This is a genomic window from Streptomyces sp. NPDC059668, assembly GCF_042734135.1.
In the GTDB taxonomy this organism is placed as follows: Bacteria; Actinomycetota; Actinomycetes; order Streptomycetales; family Streptomycetaceae; genus Streptomyces.
In genome coordinates, this window is the sequence record NZ_JBHWEL010000022.1 from 5,661 (window position 1) to 24,439 (window position 18,779).

An 18,779-nucleotide genomic window follows, 5' to 3' on the forward strand; every position below is an offset into this window, starting at 1 on the left:
ACGGGGGCCCCCGGGTGCGCGCCCGGGCCCTCCCCGCCCACCACCGGCCGGCGCCCGACGGGGGGGTGGGTCCCCCGCACCCCCCCCGCCAGCGAGACGACCGGCTTCTCGGAGGCCCCGCGGCGCGTCGCGAAACCGGACGCCCCGGACGCAGCGGACCGCGAACGCGAGGACGACAGCGAGGCCGCCACCCCCGAGACGGGTCCCGAGGACACCGGAGCCGTCGCGCCCGTGCGCTTCCACTCCAGATGCGTGTCCGGGATCTCCTCCAGGAAGCGGGACGGCGGGTTGTACGAGGGCTGGCCCCACGCGCTGCGCATGGACGAGCGGGTGAGGTAGAGCCGCTCCCGCGCGCGGGTGATGCCGACGTACGCGAGACGCCGCTCCTCCTCCAGCTCCTTGACCTGCCCCAGCGCACGCATGTGCGGGAAGACGCCGTCCTCCATCCCGGTGAGGAACACGACCGGGAACTCCAGGCCCTTGGCGGTGTGCAGGGTCATCAGGGTGATGACGCCGTTGCCGTCGTCCTCGTCGGGGATCTGGTCGGAGTCGGCGACGAGCGCGACCCGCTCCAGGAACGCGGAGAGGCCGCCGGTCGCCCCGGCCGGTCCAGCCGCCCCGGCCGCATCGGCCCCGTCGGCCGCTCCCGCCGCATCGGCCGCTCCCGCCGCGCCGGTACCGTCCTCGGCCGCGCCGGACTCCTGCTCGAACTCCAGTGCCACGGCGGCGAGTTCCTGGAGGTTCTCGATCCGGGTCTCGTCCTGCGGGTCGGTCGAGGCCTGGAGCTCGGCGAGGTAGCCGGTGCGCTCCAGGACCGCCTCCAGGACCGTCGCCGGGCCCGCGCCGGACTCGACGATCGTCCGGAGGTCCTCCATGAGCGTGTTGAAGCGCTTCACGGCGTTCGTCGAGCGCGCCGCCATGCCGTACGCCTCGTCGACGCGGCGCAGAGCCTGCGGGAAGCTGATCCGCTCCCGTTGCGACAGGGCGTCGATCATCGCCTCGGCGCGGTCGCCGATCCCGCGCTTGGGGACGTTCAGGATCCGGCGCAGCGGGACGGAGTCCTCGGGGTTGGACAGGACCCGCAGGTAGGCCAGGACGTCCCGGACCTCCTTGCGCTCGTAGAAGCGGACACCGCCGACGACCTTGTAGGGCAGGCCGACGCGGATGAAGATCTCTTCGAAGACACGGGACTGGGCGTTCGTCCGGTAGAAGACCGCGACGTCGCCCGCCTTCGCCTCGCCCGCGTCGGTGAGACGGTCTATCTCCTCGGCGACGAACTGCGCCTCGTCGTGCTCGGTGTCGGCGACGTAGCCCGTGATGTTCGAGCCCGCGCCCGCGTTCGTCCACAGGTTCTTGGGGCGGCGCGACTCGTTGCGCTCGATGACCGCGTTGGCCGCGGTGAGGATCGTCTGGGTGGAGCGGTAGTTCTGCTCCAGGAGGATGGTCGTCGCGTCCGGGTAGTCCTCCTCGAACTGGAGGATGTTGCGGATGGTCGCGCCGCGGAAGGCGTAGATCGACTGGTCGGCGTCACCCACCACGCACAGCTCGGCGGGCCCGAGATCGCCCTCGGCCGGCGGCACGTCCTCGGCGCGGTCCCCGCTCGCCGGTCCCACGAGCTCCCTGACCAGGGCGTACTGCGCGTGGTTCGTGTCCTGGTACTCGTCGACCAGGACGTGGCGGAAGCGGCGGCGGTAGTGCTCGGCCACGTCCGGGAAGGCACGGAGCAGGTTGACCGTCGTCATGATCAGGTCGTCGAAGTCGAGGGCGTTGGCCTCGCGCAGCCGCGACTGGTACATCGCGTAGGCCTGGGCGAGGGTCTTCTCGAAACCGTCGGCCGCCTGGCCCGCGAAGTCCTCCTCGTCGATCAGCTCGTTCTTCAGGTTGGAGATCTTCGCGGTGAACGACTTCGGCGGGAAGCGCTTCGGGTCGAGGTCGAGGTCGCGGCAGACCAGGGCCATCAGGCGCTTGCTGTCGGCGGCGTCGTAGATCGAGAACGAGGACGTGAAGCCGAGGCGCTTCGACTCGCGGCGCAGGATGCGCACGCACGCGCTGTGGAAGGTCATCACCCACATCGCGTTGGCGCGCGGGCCGACGAGCTGCTCGACGCGCTCCTTCATCTCGCCCGCGGCCTTGTTCGTGAAGGTGATCGCGAGGATCTGGCCGGGGTGGACATGGCGCTCGCCCAGCAGGTGCGCGATCCGGTGTGTGAGCACCCGGGTCTTGCCGGAGCCGGCGCCGGCCACGATGAGCAGCGGGGAGCCGGAGTGCACCACGGCCGCGCGCTGGTTCTCGTTCAGCCCGTCCAGCAGGGCCGCCGGGTCCACGGCGGGCCGGTGGGCGCCGTCGCGGTAGTACGCGTCGCGGTCCGGGGGCACGTCGAAGCGGCCGCCGAACAGGTCGTCCGGAAGCGGCTCCGCCGCCTCGTCCTCGGGCGGCGGCGGGGGCTCTTCCTCATGGGCCCCGGAAGGCTTGAGGTCCGCCAGGAAGCTGTCATCAAAGAGGCTGCTCATCGCTCTCCGAGTCTAGGCGGCCGCACTGACAACCCGCCGCCACCCCGAGAACTGGGCCGGATTTCCCACGGAGTCCGGCCCGGGACCGCGCGGAAACCGCGCCCTCCTCCCGCACCGACGCGCCCCCCTCCGAGGCCGTCCCCCACCGACGCCGCCCCCGCCCTCCGGGACCGACCCCCAGCGACGCGCCCTCACCCTCGGGGACCGCCCGACCCCCACCCACGCGCGCTCACCTTCCGGGACCGTCCCGCTACGGGCGGCCACTCCGGAGGCCCCGGCGGTCCAGGTCACGAAAATGTATCGGGCATATCGCACATCAAACTTCACAGAACACTTACGCGTTGGCTAGCGTGCCGGGCAGACCGCTCGACACCGACCGGCGAACGTCGCCGGGCCGAGCGGCCTCCGCCGAGTCCGGCGCGCCCGCGCGGCCACCGGAGCCGGGGACCCAACCGACTTTGGGGTGAATCGGTCCAACCGCCTCTGGGGCGAGGACCGTAGGGCAAACCTTCCGGAAGCACCCGCCCGAACCCGACAGCTAACCCGGTAGGCGGATGACGGAAGGAGTCGCCTCTCTTGGCGTCGCACCGCAAGTGGAGTCCTCCGGGCACCCGCCGGACGGGCATACGGACCCCGGCCCTCGCCACGGCCGCCCTGACCTCCGTGGCCCTGCTCTCGCAGACGGCCAATGCCGCACCCCCGGCCGAGCCCCGGCCGACCCTCGAAGAGGTCGAGAAGAAGGTCGACGACCTCTACCACCAGGCCGAGACCGCCACCGAGAAGTACAACGCGACCAGGGAGAGGACCGCCCAGCAGCGCAAGCGCGTCGACTCCCTCCTCGACGACGTGGCCCGGCGCACCGAGAAGCTCAACACCGCGCGCGAGGAGCTGGGTTCGTTCGCCGCGGCCCAGTACCGCACCGGGGCGTCCGCGCCCGGCAGCGCGAGCCTGCTGCTGGCCGACAACCCGCAGGACTACTTCGACCAGACCCAGTTGATGAACCGTCTGACCAGCCGCCAGAAGGCGGCCGTCGACGACTACGTCACCGAGCGGTCCGCCACCTCGAAGAAGCGCGAGGAGGCCTCCCGGAGCCTGCGGACGCTCACCACGTCGCAGGACGCGCTCAAGACCTCCAAGGCCGACGTCCAGGGCAAGCTCGCCGCGGCGCGCGACCTGCTCTCGAAGCTGACCGCCGACGAGAAGGCGCGGCTCGCCGCGATCGCGAAGAAGAAGCGGGAGGCGGCCGACCGCAAGGCGGCCGAGCTGGCCGCCGAGCGGGCCGCGGCGGAGCGGAAGGCCCGGGACACGGCCCGGCAGCCGGGCACACCGTCCGGCACCACCGGGACGGGGACCTCCGGGACCCCGGCCGGCGACTCCTCGTACGCCGCCAAGGCCGCCAAGGCCATCGCCTTCGCCCGCGCCCAGATCGGCAAGCCGTACGTGTGGGGCGCGACCGGACCCGGCTCGTACGACTGCTCCGGTCTCACCCAGGCCGTCTGGAAGGCCGCCGGCGTCACCCTCCCGAGGACCACCTACGACCAGGTGAACGTGGGCACCACGGTCTCCCTCTCCGCCGTCGAGCCCGGAGACCTCGTCTTCTTCTACGACGACATCAGCCACGTGGGCCTCTACATCGGCAACGGGATGATGATCCACGCCCCCAAGCCGGGTGCGTACGTCCGTGAGGAGTCGATCTTCTACGCCATCCACAGTGTGGTGCGCCCGGCCTGAGCGCCGCCGCGGGGCACGCGCGCGTGTGGCCCCCCGGGCTCCCCGCGCGCGTGCCCGCGTCCTCCGCGCCGCCCGCCGGCGCACCCCCGTGCCGCCCTGTCCGCGCCCGCCCGCCCCGCCGCGCATTCGTGAAGGACGCGCGCGCCCCACGGGCAACCCGGCAGAAGATCCCTAGCATCGGGGCCATGCCAGCCACCTCGCCGCCCCGCAGCCCGTGGGTCCGACTCCGCACCTGGTGGGCGGAGAGCCCGCCCGCCGCCGCGGCCGCCGTCCTGGCCACCGGCATCCTCTCCGTCGGGCTGCACGAGACCGGCGCCGAGGTCCTGTCCCTGATCGCACTGGTCCTGGCGGCCGTCACCTGGCTCGGGTTCGCCGTCGACTTCACCGTGCGCCTGCTGCGGGAGCGGGACCGGTGGCTGGAGGAGGCCGGCACGCCGAGCGCGCTCACCGGGGTCGCCGCGACCGCCGTGCTCGGCACCCGGCTGACCGACCTGGGATGGCTCGGGGCCGCGGAGGTGCTGCTCGCGCTCGCCGCCGTGCTGTGGCCGGGGCTCCTCTGCCTCCTCGTCAGAGGACTGCGGCTCCGGATGCCCGGAAGCGTGTTCCTGGGGTGCGTGGCCACGCAGGCCCTCGCGGTGCTCGCCGCGTCGCTCGCCGGGGCCGCGCGCGTGGACTGGCTCGCGTACGCGGCGCTGGTCCTGTTCTGGCTGGGGTTCCTGGTGCTCTACGTGGTGGCGCTGACGTGCTTCGACTTCCGGGAGACGGCCACCGGCGGCGGCGACCACTGGATCGCGGGCGGCGCGCTCGCGATCTCGGCGCTGGCCGCGTCGAAGCTGGTCCTCGCCTACCAGGCGGACACCTCTCTGTGGAACTACGACGACAACGGCGTGATGCGCTGGATGACCCAGGCGCTGATCATGGTGACGCTCGCCTGGTACGCCGTGCTGGCCGTCGCGGAACTGCTGTTTCGGCGTCCGCGGTACGACGTGCGGCGGTGGGCGACCGTGTTCCCGATGGCCATGACGGCGGCGGCGGCCCTGTCGGTCGCGGACGCCGTCGGTTTCGCGTGGCTGAGGGGGGTCGGGCAGGTACTGCTGTGGATCTCGGTGGCGGCCTGGCTGCTGGTGGCGGCCGGAACCGTCAGGTCCACAGCACCGCGATGAAGATGTTCGCGGTCGTCAGCAGCCCGACCAGCCCGAACAGGCCCTTGTCGACCTTCTCGTCGTCCCGCTTCACGTAGACCAGCCCGAGGATCACGATCAGCAGGGCCAGCTTCACGCCGATCTTGACGGTGTTGACCGCGTGGTCGTCGGCCTGGTTGAGACCGACCAGGACGACACCCGTGACCAGCATGGTCAGCGCGCCGTGCAGCATGGCCGGGACGAACCGGGCGGTGCCCCGGCCCATCGCCTTCATCTGGGTGAGGAAGCCGCCGAGCAGGGAGGCGATGCCGATGATGTGCAGGCCCACGAAGAGATGGATGAGTACGTCCATGGGGCCGGAGCCTAATCGGCGGTGTGTGTCCCTCTTCGCACCGGCCCACCCCCTGGCGGCCCGTAGCACCTGAGAACCCTGGATCGTCCCGGAACCGTCCCATCGGTCATCACCCTGTGTGAAGTCGCCGGGGGCACACCGGAATCACGGTCACATACGGTCACCGGGCGATCCACTTCCGCCAGTTCCGCACATGGTGTTACCGCGCCCTCACCCTCAGGTTTAGCGTCCTCCACCAGGTGCCCGGCTCCCCACCGCCGCCCGGGCCAGGGGCGGCAGTCGGACACCACCGCCGAGAAAGGTCCGGCGGCGACTCGCTCCCCCTGTGTGGGCCGCCGCCGGACGCGTCACCGATGACCGCGCACTCCCCGGCGGTCACGTCCCCCGGGAAGGATGTGGGCCCTCGTGGCAGCGCACCGCAAGCCCAGACAGCGCTCACTCGGCGGCCATACGGTCCGCACGGCCGCGACCATCGCCCTCGCCGGCGCGGCGACGACGGCCGGATTCGAGGGCACCGGGCACGCGGAGCCGCAACTGTCCCCGGCGCAGGTGAAGGCCAGGGTCGACACGTTGTACCAAGAGGCCGAGGTCGCCACGGAGAAGTACGACGGGGCGAAGGAGAAGGCCGACCAGGCGTCACGGCGGCTGCACGACCTGCGCGACGAGACGGCGCGCAAGGAGGACCGGCTCAACGCGGCACGGGACGCGCTGGGTTCGATCGCCGCGGCGCAGTACCGCAGCGGGGGCCTCGACCCCGCTCTGCAGCTCGCGCTCTCCGACCGGCCCGACCAGTACCTGGACGGGGCCGCGTTCGCCGAGCGGGTCGGTGACCGGCAGGCGGGGGCGGTGGCCCGGGTCCGCAAACAGCTGCGGGAGATCGAGCAGCTGCGCGGGGCCGCCCACATCGAGCTCGCGTCGCTCACCGCGCGGCAGGCGGAGCTGAAGCGGGCCAAGAAGACGATCACCGGAAAGCTGGACTCCGCGCGACAGCTGCTGTCGCGGCTCACCGACGAGCAGCGGGCACGGCTCGGGGACCCCGGGGCGGCCGGCGGTGCCGCGGGCACGGCACGGCACGCCTCGCGTTCCGCCGCGCGGGACCTGGGCCCGGCACCCTCGTCGCCCTCGGCCGGTTCGGTCGCGGCCCCCAACTCTCGCGCGGCCGCCGCCGTCTCGTACGCCTACGGGAAGCTCGGCAGCCCCTACGTCTGGGGCGCCACCGGGCCCGACGCCTTCGACTGCTCGGGCCTGGCCCAGGCCGCGTACCGCTCGGCGGGCGTCCAGCTGCCGCGCACGACGTACGCCCAGATCAACGCGGGCCGACGGGTCTCGCGCTCCGAACTCCGCCCCGGCGACCTGGTGTTCTTCTACTCGGGCATCAGCCATGTGGGGATCTACGTGGGCAACGGGATGATGATCCACGCCCCGAACCCCACCGCGCCGGTGCGTCTCGCGCCGGTCGACGAGATGCCGTTCGCGGGAGCCACCCGGGTGGCCTGAGCGCACAGGTCCACCCGGGTGGCGCGAAGACACCGGGGCGGATCGGCGTGGTGGGGGCGCGGGGGTGGATCGCGGTAGCGTCGACGCGGACTCCGTTCCGTCGTCCGAGAGGTCCTGATGCCCGGCTTCCTGCTGCCGCCGCCTCCGCCGCCCGCGCACATCCGCTCCTGGCCGGACCGGGCGGCCCTGCTGGCCGACCGGGGCCGGGTGCTGGAGGAACTGCGCGGACGGAGCCTCGGGGTGCACCGGGTGCTGCTGCTCTGGCTGCTGGCGCTCGCGGCGATCGTCGGCTGGGCCCTGCTGGTGCTGCCGCTCCAGCAGATCGAGCAGCGCGATCCCACCGGTGTCGTCCTCGGCCCGCTGTTCGCCCTGCTGGGTCTTGCCGCGCTCGCCCCGACGCTCCTCGCTCTCGCCCTGTCCGTGCGCAGCGACCGGCGTATGCACGAACTGCTGAAGGCCTGGACCGAGTTGGACCGCCATCCCGCGACCGACTCCCGGCTCCGCTCCCCCGGGCTGAGCCTCTTCTGGCTGCTCTCCTCACTCGGTGTCTGCGCGATCGGCGTCTGGACGTCCTACGCCGCGGCGGCGCCGGCCGGGTCCGGCCCCGGTCTGTACAGCGATGTCGTCCAGGGCGTCGGAATCGGCCTGATCCTGTGGACGACCGGTCTCATCGGGATCGCCAAGGCCGTACGCCACTACCGCTGGGCGCTGCGCATCCCGGGCCCGGCGCGCACCGCGGAACACCGGTAGGCGCCCGCCGCGGAACACCGGGACGTCCGGCGTCCGCGCGGACCGGCGGACCGTGTGTCACACCAGGCGTCGTGCCGTCGCCCAGCGCGTCAGCTCGTGCCGGTTGGAGAGCTGGAGCTTCCTGAGGACCGCCGAGACATGGGACTCGACCGTCTTGACGGAGATGAACAGCTGCTTGGCGATCTCCTTGTACGCGTAGCCGCGGGCGATGAGGCGCAGGACCTCGCGCTCGCGCTGGGTGAGACGGTCGAGGTCCTCGTCGACCGGCGGGGCGTCGGTGGAGGCGAAGGCGTCCAGGACGAACCCGGCCAGGCGGGGCGAGAAGACGGCGTCACCCTCCTGGACACGGAAGATGGAGTCCACCAGGTCGGTCCCGGTGATCGTCTTGGTGACGTAGCCCCGGGCACCGCCGCGGATCACGCCGATGACGTCCTCCGCCGCGTCCGACACGGACAGCGCGAGGAAACGGACCGGCTGCTCGGCGTCGCTCATCAACGGGGCGCAGCGGCGCAGCACTTCGACACCGCCGCCGCCCGGCAGATGGACGTCGAGGAGCACGACCTCGGGCCGGGCGGCCGTGATGACCGTGACCGCCTGGTCGACGTCCGCGGCCTCGCCGACCACCTGGACGCCGGTCCGCTCGGTCTGTCCGATCTCGGCCTGCACCCCCGTACGGAACATGCGGTGGTCGTCGACGAGGACGACCCGCACATGACGTCCGCCCGGCGCTCCGGACGGCTCGGCGGCGGCCGGTCCGCTCGCCTCCGGGGAGCCGGTGACCGCCCCCGCTCCGGTCGCGGTGTCGCTCGGCTCGTCGGGGCCGGTGTGCCCGGGCAATCCGGCCGTCGGCCCGTTCGCGTCGCTCATGACGTCTTCTCCGCCCTCTCCATCTCCAGCTCGACCTCCGTGCCGCCGTCCGGCACCGCGCGCAGTCGCGCCGTGCCGCCGTTGCGCTCCATGCGGCCGATGATCGATTCTCTGACGCCCATGCGGTCGGCGGGTATCGCGTCGAGGTCGAAGCCGGGGCCGCGGTCGCGGACGGACACGAAGACCGTCCTTCCCTCGACTTCGGCGTAGACCTGTACGGCGCCGCCCTCGCCACCGTACTTGGCGGCGTTCACCATGGCTTCCCGCGCGGCCTGCATCTGTGCGCTCAGGCCCTCGTCGAGCGGGCAGTCCCCGACCACGACGACCTCGATGGGGACGCCGTGCTTGTCCTCGACCTCGGCGGCGTCGCGGCGGACCGCCTCGGCGAGGGTGGTGGGCTCGTCGGCCTCGTCCTTGCCGGTGCCCTCCGGCTTGTAGAGCCAGGCGCGCAGGTCGCGCTCCTGGGCCCGGGCGAGCCGGCGCACCTCGTTCGCATTCTCCGCGTTGCGCTGGATCAGGGTCAGGGTGTGCAGCACCGAGTCGTGGACATGGGCGGCCACTTCGGCCCGCTCCTGGGCCCGGATGCGCATCAGGCGCTCCTCGGAGAGGTCCTGCGTCATGCGGACGAGATAGGGGCCGGCGAGGAGCGCCGTGCCGACGAGGACGGCGAGCGCCGCCTGGAGGACGGAGCCGAGGTGGGCCGCGGAGCCCTGGAGGACGAATATCCCGGTGACGCCCGCGGTGACGAGCAGGACACCGGCCGCGGACCGCAGCAGCGTGAGCGTCCGGCGGCGGCGGCCGACCTCCACCCACCGGGCCCGCCGCGCGTTGTCCGCCTGGCGCCAGACCAGGGCGACGCCCGCGCCGACGAGGACGGTGGGCCAGAGGTACGCCTTGGCTCCGCCGCCGAGGTTCACGTTGCCGACGAAGACCATGGCCACGACGACCATGAGGAGCAGGGCGACCATCTGGCCGCGGTCCGGCTTGCGGGCGACGAGTCTGCGGCGGCCGTCGGGGGCGGTCTCGGTGGTGAAGGCAGGCGCGCGCTCGGAGTCGACCCCGCCGACACCGAGCGGTACGAAGAACCAGAAGGCGGCGTAGAGCAGCGCGCCGAGGCCGTCCGCCATGAACAGGCCGACGAAGACCAGCCGCACCCAGATGACGGGCAGCCCGAGATGCCCGGCGAGCCCCCGCGCCACACCGCCGAGCCAGCGTCCGTCACTGCTGCGGTAGAGCTTGCGCGGGGGCCGCGGGTCGTCGAGAGGCACTGCTGCGGCTTCCGGCATGCCAACGATGTTCACACGGCCGGGCGGCCGGAGCATCAGGGTCGACCCCCGAGACTCCCCTGATCTTCGACGAGCCGGTGCTCGAAGGGCTCCGCGCGGACCCGTCAGGGCCGATATCAGGGTTCGGCCAGGGTCGTCCCGACTCCCGTCGCGCCTTCCCGCCCGTCACCATGGACACATGACAGATCAGCAGCGCGCGGCAGCGGAGCCGCCCCGTGGCTCAGGCGCCCCGCCGCCGGGCACCGCCACGGGTGACGGGCCGCGCGCGCACGACGACGTGGTGGCGCCCGAGGCCCCGCACAGGTTCCGGCGCGACCGGCGGCACAGGATGCTGGGCGGGGTGTGCGCGGGCCTCGGGCGGCAGTGCGACATGGACCCGGTGATCTTCCGGATCGTGCTCGCGGTGCTCTCCGCGACGGGCGGCATCGGTCTCATCCTGTACGGCTTCTTCTGGCTGTTCGTCCCGTACGACGACGAGGACGAGAACGAGGTGCGCAAGCTCCTCACCGGCCGGGTGGACGGCCAGGCGCTGACGGCCGTGCTCTTCGCCCTCGTGGGCTGCGGGGTCTTCCTCTCCATGCTCAACAACGGCGGGGTGCTCACCTTCGCCGTGGTCCTCACCCTGCTCCTCGCGGGCGCGGGGTACTGGTCGCAGCAGCGCGGCGCGCCCGACCCGGACCCGCTCGCCGCCCAGGCCGTGGCCGACGCCCCGCCCGAGGCACAGGCTCCGCCGGTGCCCGCCTCCTACCCCTCCTGGTGGCGCGACCCGATCGTCAAGGACGGTTCGCACGTCGGCGGCACCGGCTATCTCTGGGGCCCGCGGGACGCCCGGGACCGGGACGTCGCGGCGGCGGTGGCCATCGCCCGCGGCATCCCCCGCCCGGACCTGCGCGCGTCGCGGGAGCCGCGGCCGCGCGGGCCGCGCTGGATCGGCGGCTGGGTGTTCCTGTTGGCGCTCGTCGCGGGCGGCCTCGGCTCGGGCCTGACGTGGCACGACCGGCCGCTCGGTCCGAGCCTGCAGATCGGTCTGTCCTGCGCGCTCGTCGTCTTCGGCCTGGGTATCGCGCTCAGCGCGTTCGTCGGGCGTACGGGCGCGGGCTCGCTCTTCCTGGCCGTGCTCACGGCGGCTCTGCTGGCCGGCTCGGTGGCCCTGCCGAAGGACATCAGCACGCACTGGAAGCGGACGGAGTGGACACCGGCCGCCGTCGCGGACGTACGGAAGAACTACGAACTCGGCACGGGCGTGGGCACCCTCGACCTGAGCCGGCTCGACCTGGCCGAGGGACGGACGGTGACGGCGCGCGCGGAGGTGGGCGCGGGGCGGCTCGAAGTGGTGGTCCCGAAGGACGCGATCGTACGGCTGAACATCGACGTGGGGCTCGGGGACATCCAGTTGCCCGGCGACGGCAAGAAGGACGTGGACGTGGAGCCCGGCAAGGTCAAGCAGGTGACGCTGGCCCCGGCGGCGGGCACGCGGCACGGCGGAATCCTCGACCTCGACCTGCACGTCGGTGTCGGCCAGGCGGAGGTGACCCGTGGCACGTCATGAGTTCCGGCCGGGAAAGCTGGTCGCGGGCTTCTTCCTCACCACCGCGGGCGTCGTGTACGCCGGTGACGCGGGCGGCTGGTGGGACACCCCGTGGTTCGTGATGATCCCCCTCCTGACGGGCGGCCTCTGCCTGGCCGGAGCGGTGGCGCTCCTGGCACACGGCATACGGCGGCGCAGGGCGGGCTCCCGACTGGCGGCCGCGGGGGCGGCGGACCGAGGCCCCGAGGACTCGTACCTGCCGGGCTGACCGGGCCGGGACACGGCACACGAAAGGACCGCGCGGCCTCCGGCGCTCACGCCTCGGCCTCGCGGTCCCGCAGCCCCCGCCCGGGGTGTGTCCTGACCGGGACTTCCGCAACACGCCTTAGTAGCGGTACTCCCCGCTCCGTTGCCCGCGCCGCGCGCGCCAGGCCGCGTCGAGCGAGAAGACCGAGGCGCCGGCGAGGACCAGGGGCAGCCAGGCCATCAGGTAGGCGAGGTCGTTCCCGTAGTAGTACGGGTCGGAGGCCCAGCTGACCGTCAGCCACAGGCTGAGGGAGATCAGCGCGCCGCCGAACGCCGCGAGACGGGCCAGCAGTCCGAAGAGGGTGCCGAGGCCGACCGCCAGTTCGCCCAGGGCGATGGCGTAGCCGAATCCGACGGGACTCTTCAGCGCGAGATCGACCAGGGCCGGGATCGCCGACGAGTCACGCACCGTGCGCATCAGGTCCCCGATCGAGCCGGAGCCCGAGTCGGAGAGGAAGGCGCTGTTGGTGAGCTTGTCGATCCCCGCGTAGATGAAGGTGACGCCGAGGAAGATGCGCAGCGGCAGCAGGGCGTAGCGCGTGGCCGTCTCGCGCCACCCGTCCCGCCCGCCGCCGCTGTCGACATAGGAGCCCTGGGTGTCCGTTCGCATACCGTGAGTCATCGCTCTCCGCCGCCTCTCACCCGTATTCCGTTGACCCCTCAACAGACCATACGTACGGGAGCGGGCCCCCGCTCAATGGCGGGGAGCGGTTTTTCTTGCCCGGAGCCGCGTCCGGCCGCCCTCCGGCCATGGGTACAGGGCGGACAGGACGGAAATTGCGCCTCCGTCCGCCACCGCCGAACCGGTGACCCGACGCCCAGCGACCACCGCCCCGGTGGCACGGCACCCCGGCGCCGAGGCCCCCTCAGCCCACCACCTCCAGCCCACCACTCCTCCAGCCCGCCGACCCCTCAGCCCGCCACTCCCCCGGCGCGTTGCTCCCCCAGCCCGCCGCTCCCTCAGTCCGTCACGTCGATCACGCAGCGGTTGGTCTCCACACCCGCCGCCGTCACCACCTGGACCTCCACCCGTCCCGGCTCCACGTCGACCGGTACCGGCACGGTGAGCACGGCGTCCGTGGGACTGCTGAAGCCGCCCGGCACCGGGACCAGCGGTACGTGCACATGGACCGCGCCGATGCGGACGACCATGCGGGAGAGCCGGTCCGCGGTCTGGGCGCCCGGAGGGACGAACCCGGCCCCCCGGATCTCGATGTCGTCCCCGGTGCGGATCGGAGCGTCGAGGTCACCGGCCTCGCGGGAACGGACGACGGAGAGGATCACGGGCCGGCCGCCCTCCGCGTACTTGCCTGACAGATAGGTGGCGGCCGAGACCAGGACGAGCAGCGCCAGGCCCCATGGCAGGTCGGGCAGCTGTTCCGGCCGCCGGGCCAGCCGTACGGCGGCGAAGACCAGGGCGACGGCGCCGATGACGACGTACTGGATGTCGGCGAAGCTGCCCTTGCCCGAGTCGTCCGTGAGGAGGTCGGCGGCGCGCGGCCGGTCGGCCCGCACCTTCTGCAGCCGTTGCCCGAGGACCCGCACGCCCACCACGCGGCGCACCAGCACCGCGATCCCGCACACCACCGCGACGACGGTCACGACACCCGCGCCCCGGGCGAGTTCGAGCCCGGCGATCAGGTCGTCGCGCCTGCCGTGGGCGGAGGCCGCCGCCAGCTGCCCCACCAGGACGAGCACCGCGAACACCACGAACAGCACCCACGCGACGGCCATCGCACGCGAGGTGGAGAGACGGTTGTCCTCACCGATGACGGGCGCGAGGGCACCGCCGCGCGCCCGGTGCAGATAGCCCGCGCCGGTCAGCAGGCCGGCCACCACGACCGCGGCGACCAGCCCCGCCGTCCGCGCCGCCGTCCACCCCGCGCCGATCGCGGTGAGCGCCTGCACCAGCAGCAGCGCCACGACGGTTCCCCACACCGCGAACGCCGTACGCCGCCACAGCCGCCCGAGCCAGGCCTCGCCGTCGACGCGCCCGCGTTCCGCGACCAGGTCGGCGGACTGGGTGAGTTCGTCCGAGACCCACTGCCGGGACGCGGAAGCCGAGTGCGCGACGGCGGCCGGCAGACCCTGTCCCGACGCCAGTTCGTCGCGCTTGGCGAGGAACGCGGCGACGGCCCGCCGGTGCCCCTCGCGCGCCCCGTGCGGACAGTCCCCGCAGGTGCAGCCGCCACCATGCGCGCCCTGCCCGGCGCCGAGCCCGCCACCGCGCCCCGCACCGCGCTCCGCGCCGTGTCTCGCCTCCTGCACCGCCACGCCCGTTGCCGCCTTCCCCGCACCGGAACTCCCGTGCGGCCAGATCCTCGTACGTCTGCGTACGCCTGCGTACGTCCTCGTGCGGGGTCGTACGTCTCCGTACCGCCCCGCACGCCTGACTTCCGTACAACTGCCTTACAACTGCCCCGCGATGACAGCGAATTGTGCCGTACGCAACAGCGCCCGCGTCCGGCAGGTCTGGTCAGCGCGGGTGAAGTGCCGGACCCCGTGTTGACCGGGCTGCGAGAATTCCCCCATGGCCGAGATCATCCAGCGCGACGGGACCTGGGCCTTCGACGGCAGCACGGTCAGGATCACGCCGGGGCTGCACCGGTCCGTGCCCCTGTTCCGGCAGACGTACGGGGAGATCACGGTTCCCCTGGAAGCCGTGTCCGGCATCGTCCACGAACCCGAACGCAAGCGCGGCCGGCTGCGCCTGAGGCTGCGCGAGGGCGCCGATCCGCTGCTCCAGGCGACCGGGGGCCGGCTTCCGGACGCGGCCGATCCGTACCGGCTGACGGTCGACGTCGACCGGTCCGGGGTCGCCGAGTACGTCGCCGAGGAGATCCGCCGTGCGCTGCTCCTGGACCAGGTCCCCAAGGAACCGGCGACGGCCTATCTGCTCGCGGGGCCACCCGTACCCGTCTCCGTGCGGTCCAGCGACGGCACGGTCTCCTTCGACGGCGCTCAGGTGCGCATCGACTGGGCGGACACCTCCGACCGGGTCAAGCGCGCGACGGGCCCGCGGATCATCGCCGTCGGCGACCTGGTGCAGGTGGAATGGCTGCCCAACTCCGGTTACGAGGACGGCTTCCTGCGTTTCGTGACGCGCGAGGCCGTGTTCTCCAAACTGCCGGCCGAGAAGGATCCCTTCGCGCTCGACCTGTGGGGCAGCGCCCGCCGTGACCTGCTCACGGCGCTCGTCGCCGCCGCGGTGACGGCCCGTCTGCCGCATCCGTCGGTCCGGACGGGCGCGTTCGCCGAGCGCCCCCCGCAGGCGTCCGCCGCCGCCCGCGTACCGGCCCCGGCCGACCATCACGACGTACTCCTGCGCCGGCTGCGCGAGCTGGGCGAGCTGCACCGGGACGGGGTGCTCACGGACGAGGAGTTCGCGGTGACGAAGGCGGCGGTCCTGAAGGGCTTCAGCTGAGGAGATCCGGCTCGCTCCTGCTGATGTCCTGCCACAGGGGCTGGTAGTTGATCCACGCCACCAGGTCGCCCCCGAGCTGCTCCCGGGTCGCGACGGCCTGCTTGTGGTCGATGAGGACCGGACGGCCCGCGGCCTGCGCGGTGAGCTGGACCTGGCTGGAGCGTTCCATCGACAGGAACCACCAGGCCGCCGCGTCCACCGAGTCGCCGACGGTGAGCAGGCCGTGGTTGCGCAGCACCAGGGCCTTGCGGCTGCCGAGCGCGCCGGCGATCCGGCGGCCCTCCTCGGTGTCCACGGCGACACCGCTGTAGGTGTCGTAGAGCGCGTGGTCCTCGTAGAAGGCACAGCTCTCCTGGCTGATCGGGTCGAGGAGGTCGCCGAGGGCGGAGAGCGCGCGGCCGTGCACCGAGTGGCAGTGGGCGACGGCGACGACGTCGGGGCGGGCGGCGTGGACCTGGGCGTGCACGGTGAACGCCGCCTGGTTCACGTGGTAGCGGCCCTCGACCACCTGCCCGTCCTGGTTGGCCATGACCAGGTCGCTCACGGTGACGTGCTTGAAGGGCATCCCGAAGGGGTTCACCCAGAAGCAGTCGCTGTACTCCGGGTCGCGCGCGGTGATGTGGCCGGAGACCCCGTCCTCGAATCCGAGCCGCCCGAAGATCCGCAGCGCTCCGGCCAGCCGCTCCTTGCGGTGGCTTCGCTCGTCGTCCGGCGAGTCGTACATCGGCGGCATGGCGAACTGGAGCTGGTCGGTCGGTAGGGGCAGGGGCGGCGTGGGCCCTTGCATATGTCCTCCAGCACTGGCGTGTCCGATACGGACCGGAAGTTACCTCCGGGTGCCGTAGGAGAACAGGGCCGTTCGGTGAAGAGAGTGCGGAACCGTTACGCGGGAGGGCCCTGAGAGGGGCCGTACCGGGGTCGTGCGTCGTGCGGAGGCCGCGCGGGCGGCACTCCGGTCCCGGAAGCCTGCGGGGCTGCCGAGAACCTCCCCCCATCACGACAGAAGATGTCAGGTATCGGCGCGACACTCCTCGTATGAGTCGTACGAACTGGGCCGCCTTCACCGTCTCCGCACCCGAACTCGCCCGGCCGGCCGAGGAGCGGTTCGGGGCGTTCACCCACCACGTCCTCGCGACGCTCCGCAAGGACGGCGCACCCCGCACCAGCGGCATCGAGGCGCGTTTCCTGCTCGGCGAGCTGTGGCTCGGCATGATGCCGGACTCGCTCAAGGCACTCGACCTGCGCCGCGACCCGCGGTTCGCGCTCCAGGCGAACCCGGGGCCGGGCACCGCGATGGGCGGGGGCGACGTACGGATCAGCGGCCGGGCGGTGGAGGTCACCGACGGCGACGCGAAGCGGGCGTACGGGAAAGAGGTGGAACCGCCGGAGCCGTTCCACCTCTTCCGCACCGAGCTGACGGAGGTCGTACGGACCTTCGTCGAGGACGACACGTATCTGGTCGTCCAGGTCTGGAAGCCCGGAGAGCCGGTGCGGACTCTCAGGCGGACCTGACGGGTGGGGCTACTCCCACTCGATCGTGCCCGGGGGCTTGCTCGTCACGTCGAGGACCACGCGGTTGACGTCGGCGACCTCGTTCGTGATCCGGGTCGAGATCTTCGCGAGGACGTCGTACGGCAGGCGCGACCAGTCGGCCGTCATCGCGTCCTCGCTCGACACCGGGCGGAGCACGATCGGGTGGCCGTACGTACGGCCGTCACCCTGGACACCCACGCTGCGGACGTCGGCGAGCAGGACCACCGGGCACTGCCAGATGTCGCGGTCGAGGCCGGCCGCCGTCAGCTCCTCGCGGGCGATGGCGTCGGCCTCGCGCAGCAGGTCGAGCCGGTCCTTGGTGACCTCGCCGACGATACGGATGCCGAGGCCGGGACCCGGGAAGGGCTGGCGCTGGACGATCTCGTCGGGCAGGCCGAGCTGCTGGCCGACCATCCGGACCTCGTCCTTGAACAGCTTGCGCAGCGGCTCGACGAGCTCGAACTCCAGGTCCTCGGGGAGGCCGCCCACGTTGTGGTGGGACTTGATGTTCGCGGTACCGGTGCCGCCGCCGGACTCGACCACGTCCGGGTAGAGCGTGCCCTGCACGAGGAACGCGACGTCCTCGCCCTCGGCGGCCTCGGCGACGATCTCCGCCTGGGCCTGCTCGAAGACGCGGATGAACTCGCGCCCGATGATCTTCCGCTTCTCCTCGGGGTCCGAGACGCCCTTGAGCGCGTCGAGGAACCGCTCCTGCGCGTCCACGACCTTCAGCTGCACGCCGGTCGCCGCGACGAAGTCCTTCTCGACCTGCTCCGTCTCGCCCTTGCGCATCAGACCGTGGTCGACGTACACGCAGGTCAGCTGGGAGCCGATGGCCTTCTGCACGAGCGCGGCGGCGACGGCGGAGTCCACACCGCCGGACAGACCGCAGATGGCGCGCTTGCCGCCGACCTGCTCGCGGATGAGGGCGACCTGCTCCTCGATGACGTTGCCGGTCGTCCAGTCCGGCTTGAGGCCGGCGCCGCGGTACAGGAAGTGCTCCAGCACCTGCTGGCCGTGCGTGGAGTGCATGACCTCGGGGTGGTACTGGACGCCGTACAGCTTCTTCTCGTCGTCCTCGAAGGCCGCGACCGGGACGACGTCCGTGGAGGCCGTCACCGTGAAGCCCTCGGGGGCGGCGCTGCACGCGTCGCCGTGCGACATCCACACCGACTGCTCGTCCGGGGTGCCCTCGAACAGGGTGGAGCCCGACTTGGAGACGTGCAGGGGCGTACGGCCGTACTCGCGGGCGCCCGTGTTGTCGACGGTGCCGCCGAGGGCCGTCGCCATCAGCTGGAAGCCGTAGCACATGCCGAAGACGGGGACGCCGGCCTCGAAGAGCTCGCGGTCGAGGCGGGGGGCGCTCTCGGCGTACACCGACGAGGGGCCCCCGGAGAGGATGATCGCCGCCGGGTTCTTGGCGAGCATCTCCTGGACCGGCATGGTGCTCGGCACGATCTCGCTGTAGACCCGGGCCTCGCGGACGCGACGGGCGATGAGCTGGGCGTACTGCGCACCGAAGTCGACGACCAGGACGGTGTCGGGGGCGGCGGGGGACGCTTCTGGCACGGTTTGCCTTCCGGCGGTGAGCAGGGGGTGTGGGGTGTCGAGTCTACCGGGGGTGGGCGTGGGGGTGCCGTCCCGCCGATTTCGCCCCCGCCGCCCCTACCCGACCCATCCCGTACCTGGGGGCTCCGCCCCCAGACCCCCGTCCGGCCTCAAGGGCCTTGTCCTCAAACGCCGGACGGGCTGATGGTGCGGGCCTGCGTCGACAGGCTGACGCCCGGACTGTGGCCATCCGGCCCACGCCCGCACATCCAGCGCGGGCCCGCATATCCGGGGCAGGCCGGCAC

General features: G+C 72.5%; 16 protein-coding genes and 1 riboswitch. Of the genes, 8 read left to right on the forward strand and 8 right to left on the reverse strand.

Annotated features, from left to right (window positions below; all coding sequences use genetic code 11):
- A partial coding sequence (gene pcrA, locus ACFV2J_RS18005; protein ID WP_385439482.1) for a DNA helicase PcrA occupies positions 1-2,510 on the reverse strand: 2,510 nt, incomplete at its 3' end.
- A 396-nt stretch (positions 2,511-2,906) separates the two neighbouring features.
- Positions 2,907-3,079: riboswitch (cyclic di-AMP (ydaO/yuaA leader) on the forward strand.
- A 7-nt stretch (positions 3,080-3,086) separates the two neighbouring features.
- Here pcrA and ACFV2J_RS18010 point away from each other — a divergent pair.
- Both ACFV2J_RS18010 and ACFV2J_RS18015 read left to right on the forward strand, forming a co-directional pair.
- Positions 3,087-4,241 carry an NlpC/P60 family protein gene (locus tag ACFV2J_RS18010; protein WP_385439485.1) on the forward strand — a complete coding sequence of 385 codons (1,155 nt, stop codon included), beginning with the start codon at positions 3,087-3,089 and terminating at the stop codon, positions 4,239-4,241.
- Between the two features lie 185 nt (positions 4,242-4,426).
- A complete protein-coding gene (locus ACFV2J_RS18015; protein ID WP_385096974.1) occupies positions 4,427-5,404 on the forward strand; it encodes a tellurite resistance/C4-dicarboxylate transporter family protein in 978 nt (325 codons plus the stop codon).
- Here the strand turns inward: ACFV2J_RS18015 and ACFV2J_RS18020 are convergent.
- Complete coding sequence (locus ACFV2J_RS18020; protein WP_356801347.1) at positions 5,382-5,735, reverse strand: hypothetical protein; 354 nt, start codon at positions 5,733-5,735, stop codon at positions 5,382-5,384. The two genes, ACFV2J_RS18015 and ACFV2J_RS18020, sit on opposite strands and share 23 nt — an antisense overlap.
- 405 nt (positions 5,736-6,140) lie before the next feature.
- Here ACFV2J_RS18020 and ACFV2J_RS18025 point away from each other — a divergent pair, with 405 nt between their 5' ends.
- Both ACFV2J_RS18025 and ACFV2J_RS18030 read left to right on the forward strand, forming a co-directional pair.
- Positions 6,141-7,232, forward strand: coding sequence for an NlpC/P60 family protein (locus ACFV2J_RS18025; protein ID WP_385439489.1), 1,092 nt, complete (start codon positions 6,141-6,143; stop codon positions 7,230-7,232).
- A gap of 117 nt (positions 7,233-7,349) precedes the next feature.
- A complete protein-coding gene (locus ACFV2J_RS18030; RefSeq protein ID WP_385439491.1) occupies positions 7,350-7,982 on the forward strand; it encodes a hypothetical protein in 633 nt (210 codons plus the stop codon).
- A 57-nt stretch (positions 7,983-8,039) separates the two neighbouring features.
- Here ACFV2J_RS18030 and ACFV2J_RS18035 read toward each other — a convergent pair whose 3' ends face one another.
- On the reverse strand, positions 8,040-8,849 hold the full coding sequence (locus ACFV2J_RS18035; RefSeq protein WP_385091029.1) for a LuxR C-terminal-related transcriptional regulator: 810 nt from the start codon (positions 8,847-8,849) through the stop codon (positions 8,040-8,042).
- Positions 8,846-10,135, reverse strand: a complete 1,290-nt coding sequence (locus ACFV2J_RS18040; protein ID WP_385091032.1) for a PspC domain-containing protein — start codon at positions 10,133-10,135, stop codon at positions 8,846-8,848. The genes ACFV2J_RS18035 and ACFV2J_RS18040 overlap by 4 nt, the downstream gene beginning before the upstream one ends.
- A gap of 178 nt (positions 10,136-10,313) precedes the next feature.
- Between ACFV2J_RS18040 and ACFV2J_RS18045 the strand changes: the two genes are divergently transcribed.
- Both ACFV2J_RS18045 and ACFV2J_RS18050 read left to right on the forward strand, forming a co-directional pair.
- Positions 10,314-11,684 carry a PspC domain-containing protein gene (locus tag ACFV2J_RS18045; protein WP_385091035.1) on the forward strand — a complete coding sequence of 457 codons (1,371 nt, stop codon included), beginning with the start codon at positions 10,314-10,316 and terminating at the stop codon, positions 11,682-11,684.
- A complete protein-coding gene (locus ACFV2J_RS18050; RefSeq protein WP_385091038.1) occupies positions 11,671-11,931 on the forward strand; it encodes a hypothetical protein in 261 nt (86 codons plus the stop codon). The genes ACFV2J_RS18045 and ACFV2J_RS18050 overlap by 14 nt, the downstream gene beginning before the upstream one ends.
- 117 nt (positions 11,932-12,048) lie before the next feature.
- Here ACFV2J_RS18050 and ACFV2J_RS18055 read toward each other — a convergent pair whose 3' ends face one another.
- Positions 12,049-12,591, reverse strand: coding sequence for a DoxX family protein (locus tag ACFV2J_RS18055; protein WP_385091041.1), 543 nt, complete (start codon positions 12,589-12,591; stop codon positions 12,049-12,051).
- A 338-nt stretch (positions 12,592-12,929) separates the two neighbouring features.
- Positions 12,930-14,243, reverse strand: coding sequence for a hypothetical protein (locus ACFV2J_RS18060; protein WP_385091044.1), 1,314 nt, complete (start codon positions 14,241-14,243; stop codon positions 12,930-12,932).
- A gap of 256 nt (positions 14,244-14,499) precedes the next feature.
- Between ACFV2J_RS18060 and ACFV2J_RS18065 the strand changes: the two genes are divergently transcribed.
- On the forward strand, positions 14,500-15,393 hold the full coding sequence (locus tag ACFV2J_RS18065; RefSeq protein WP_385091047.1) for a DUF4429 domain-containing protein: 894 nt from the start codon (positions 14,500-14,502) through the stop codon (positions 15,391-15,393).
- On the opposite strand, the gene ACFV2J_RS18070 is transcribed toward ACFV2J_RS18065, so the two are convergent.
- Positions 15,386-16,180 carry a class II aldolase/adducin family protein gene (locus ACFV2J_RS18070; RefSeq protein ID WP_385091050.1) on the reverse strand — a complete coding sequence of 265 codons (795 nt, stop codon included), beginning with the start codon at positions 16,178-16,180 and terminating at the stop codon, positions 15,386-15,388. The two genes, ACFV2J_RS18065 and ACFV2J_RS18070, sit on opposite strands and share 8 nt — an antisense overlap.
- A 248-nt stretch (positions 16,181-16,428) precedes the next feature.
- Here ACFV2J_RS18070 and ACFV2J_RS18075 point away from each other — a divergent pair, with 248 nt between their 5' ends.
- The gene (locus tag ACFV2J_RS18075) at positions 16,429-16,905 is read left to right on the forward strand and encodes a pyridoxamine 5'-phosphate oxidase family protein (RefSeq protein ID WP_385091053.1); all 477 of its coding nucleotides are present in this window, start codon (positions 16,429-16,431) and stop codon (positions 16,903-16,905) included.
- Between the two features lie 9 nt (positions 16,906-16,914).
- Here the strand turns inward: ACFV2J_RS18075 and guaA are convergent, their stop codons facing one another.
- Entirely contained in the window at positions 16,915-18,495 is a 1,581-nt protein-coding gene (gene guaA / locus ACFV2J_RS18080; RefSeq protein ID WP_385439498.1) for a glutamine-hydrolyzing GMP synthase, read from the reverse strand.
- Positions 18,496-18,779: the final 284 nt, after the last annotated feature.

Coding starts and splice junctions, on each gene's coding strand:
- ACFV2J_RS18035 (WP_385091029.1), bottom strand. CDS start 8,849: ATGAGCGACGCGAACGGGCCGACGGCCGGATTGCCCGGGCACACCGGC.
- ACFV2J_RS18040 (WP_385091032.1), bottom strand. CDS start 10,135: ATGCCGGAAGCCGCAGCAGTGCCTCTCGACGACCCGCGGCCCCCGCGC.
- ACFV2J_RS18015 (WP_385096974.1), top strand. CDS start 4,427: ATGCCAGCCACCTCGCCGCCCCGCAGCCCGTGGGTCCGACTCCGCACC.
- ACFV2J_RS18055 (WP_385091041.1), bottom strand. CDS start 12,591: ATGACTCACGGTATGCGAACGGACACCCAGGGCTCCTATGTCGACAGC.
- ACFV2J_RS18065 (WP_385091047.1), top strand. CDS start 14,500: ATGGCCGAGATCATCCAGCGCGACGGGACCTGGGCCTTCGACGGCAGC.
- ACFV2J_RS18030 (WP_385439491.1), top strand. CDS start 7,350: ATGCCCGGCTTCCTGCTGCCGCCGCCTCCGCCGCCCGCGCACATCCGC.
- ACFV2J_RS18070 (WP_385091050.1), bottom strand. CDS start 16,180: ATGCAAGGGCCCACGCCGCCCCTGCCCCTACCGACCGACCAGCTCCAG.
- ACFV2J_RS18075 (WP_385091053.1), top strand. CDS start 16,429: ATGAGTCGTACGAACTGGGCCGCCTTCACCGTCTCCGCACCCGAACTC.
- ACFV2J_RS18020 (WP_356801347.1), bottom strand. CDS start 5,735: ATGGACGTACTCATCCATCTCTTCGTGGGCCTGCACATCATCGGCATC.
- ACFV2J_RS18045 (WP_385091035.1), top strand. CDS start 10,314: ATGACAGATCAGCAGCGCGCGGCAGCGGAGCCGCCCCGTGGCTCAGGC.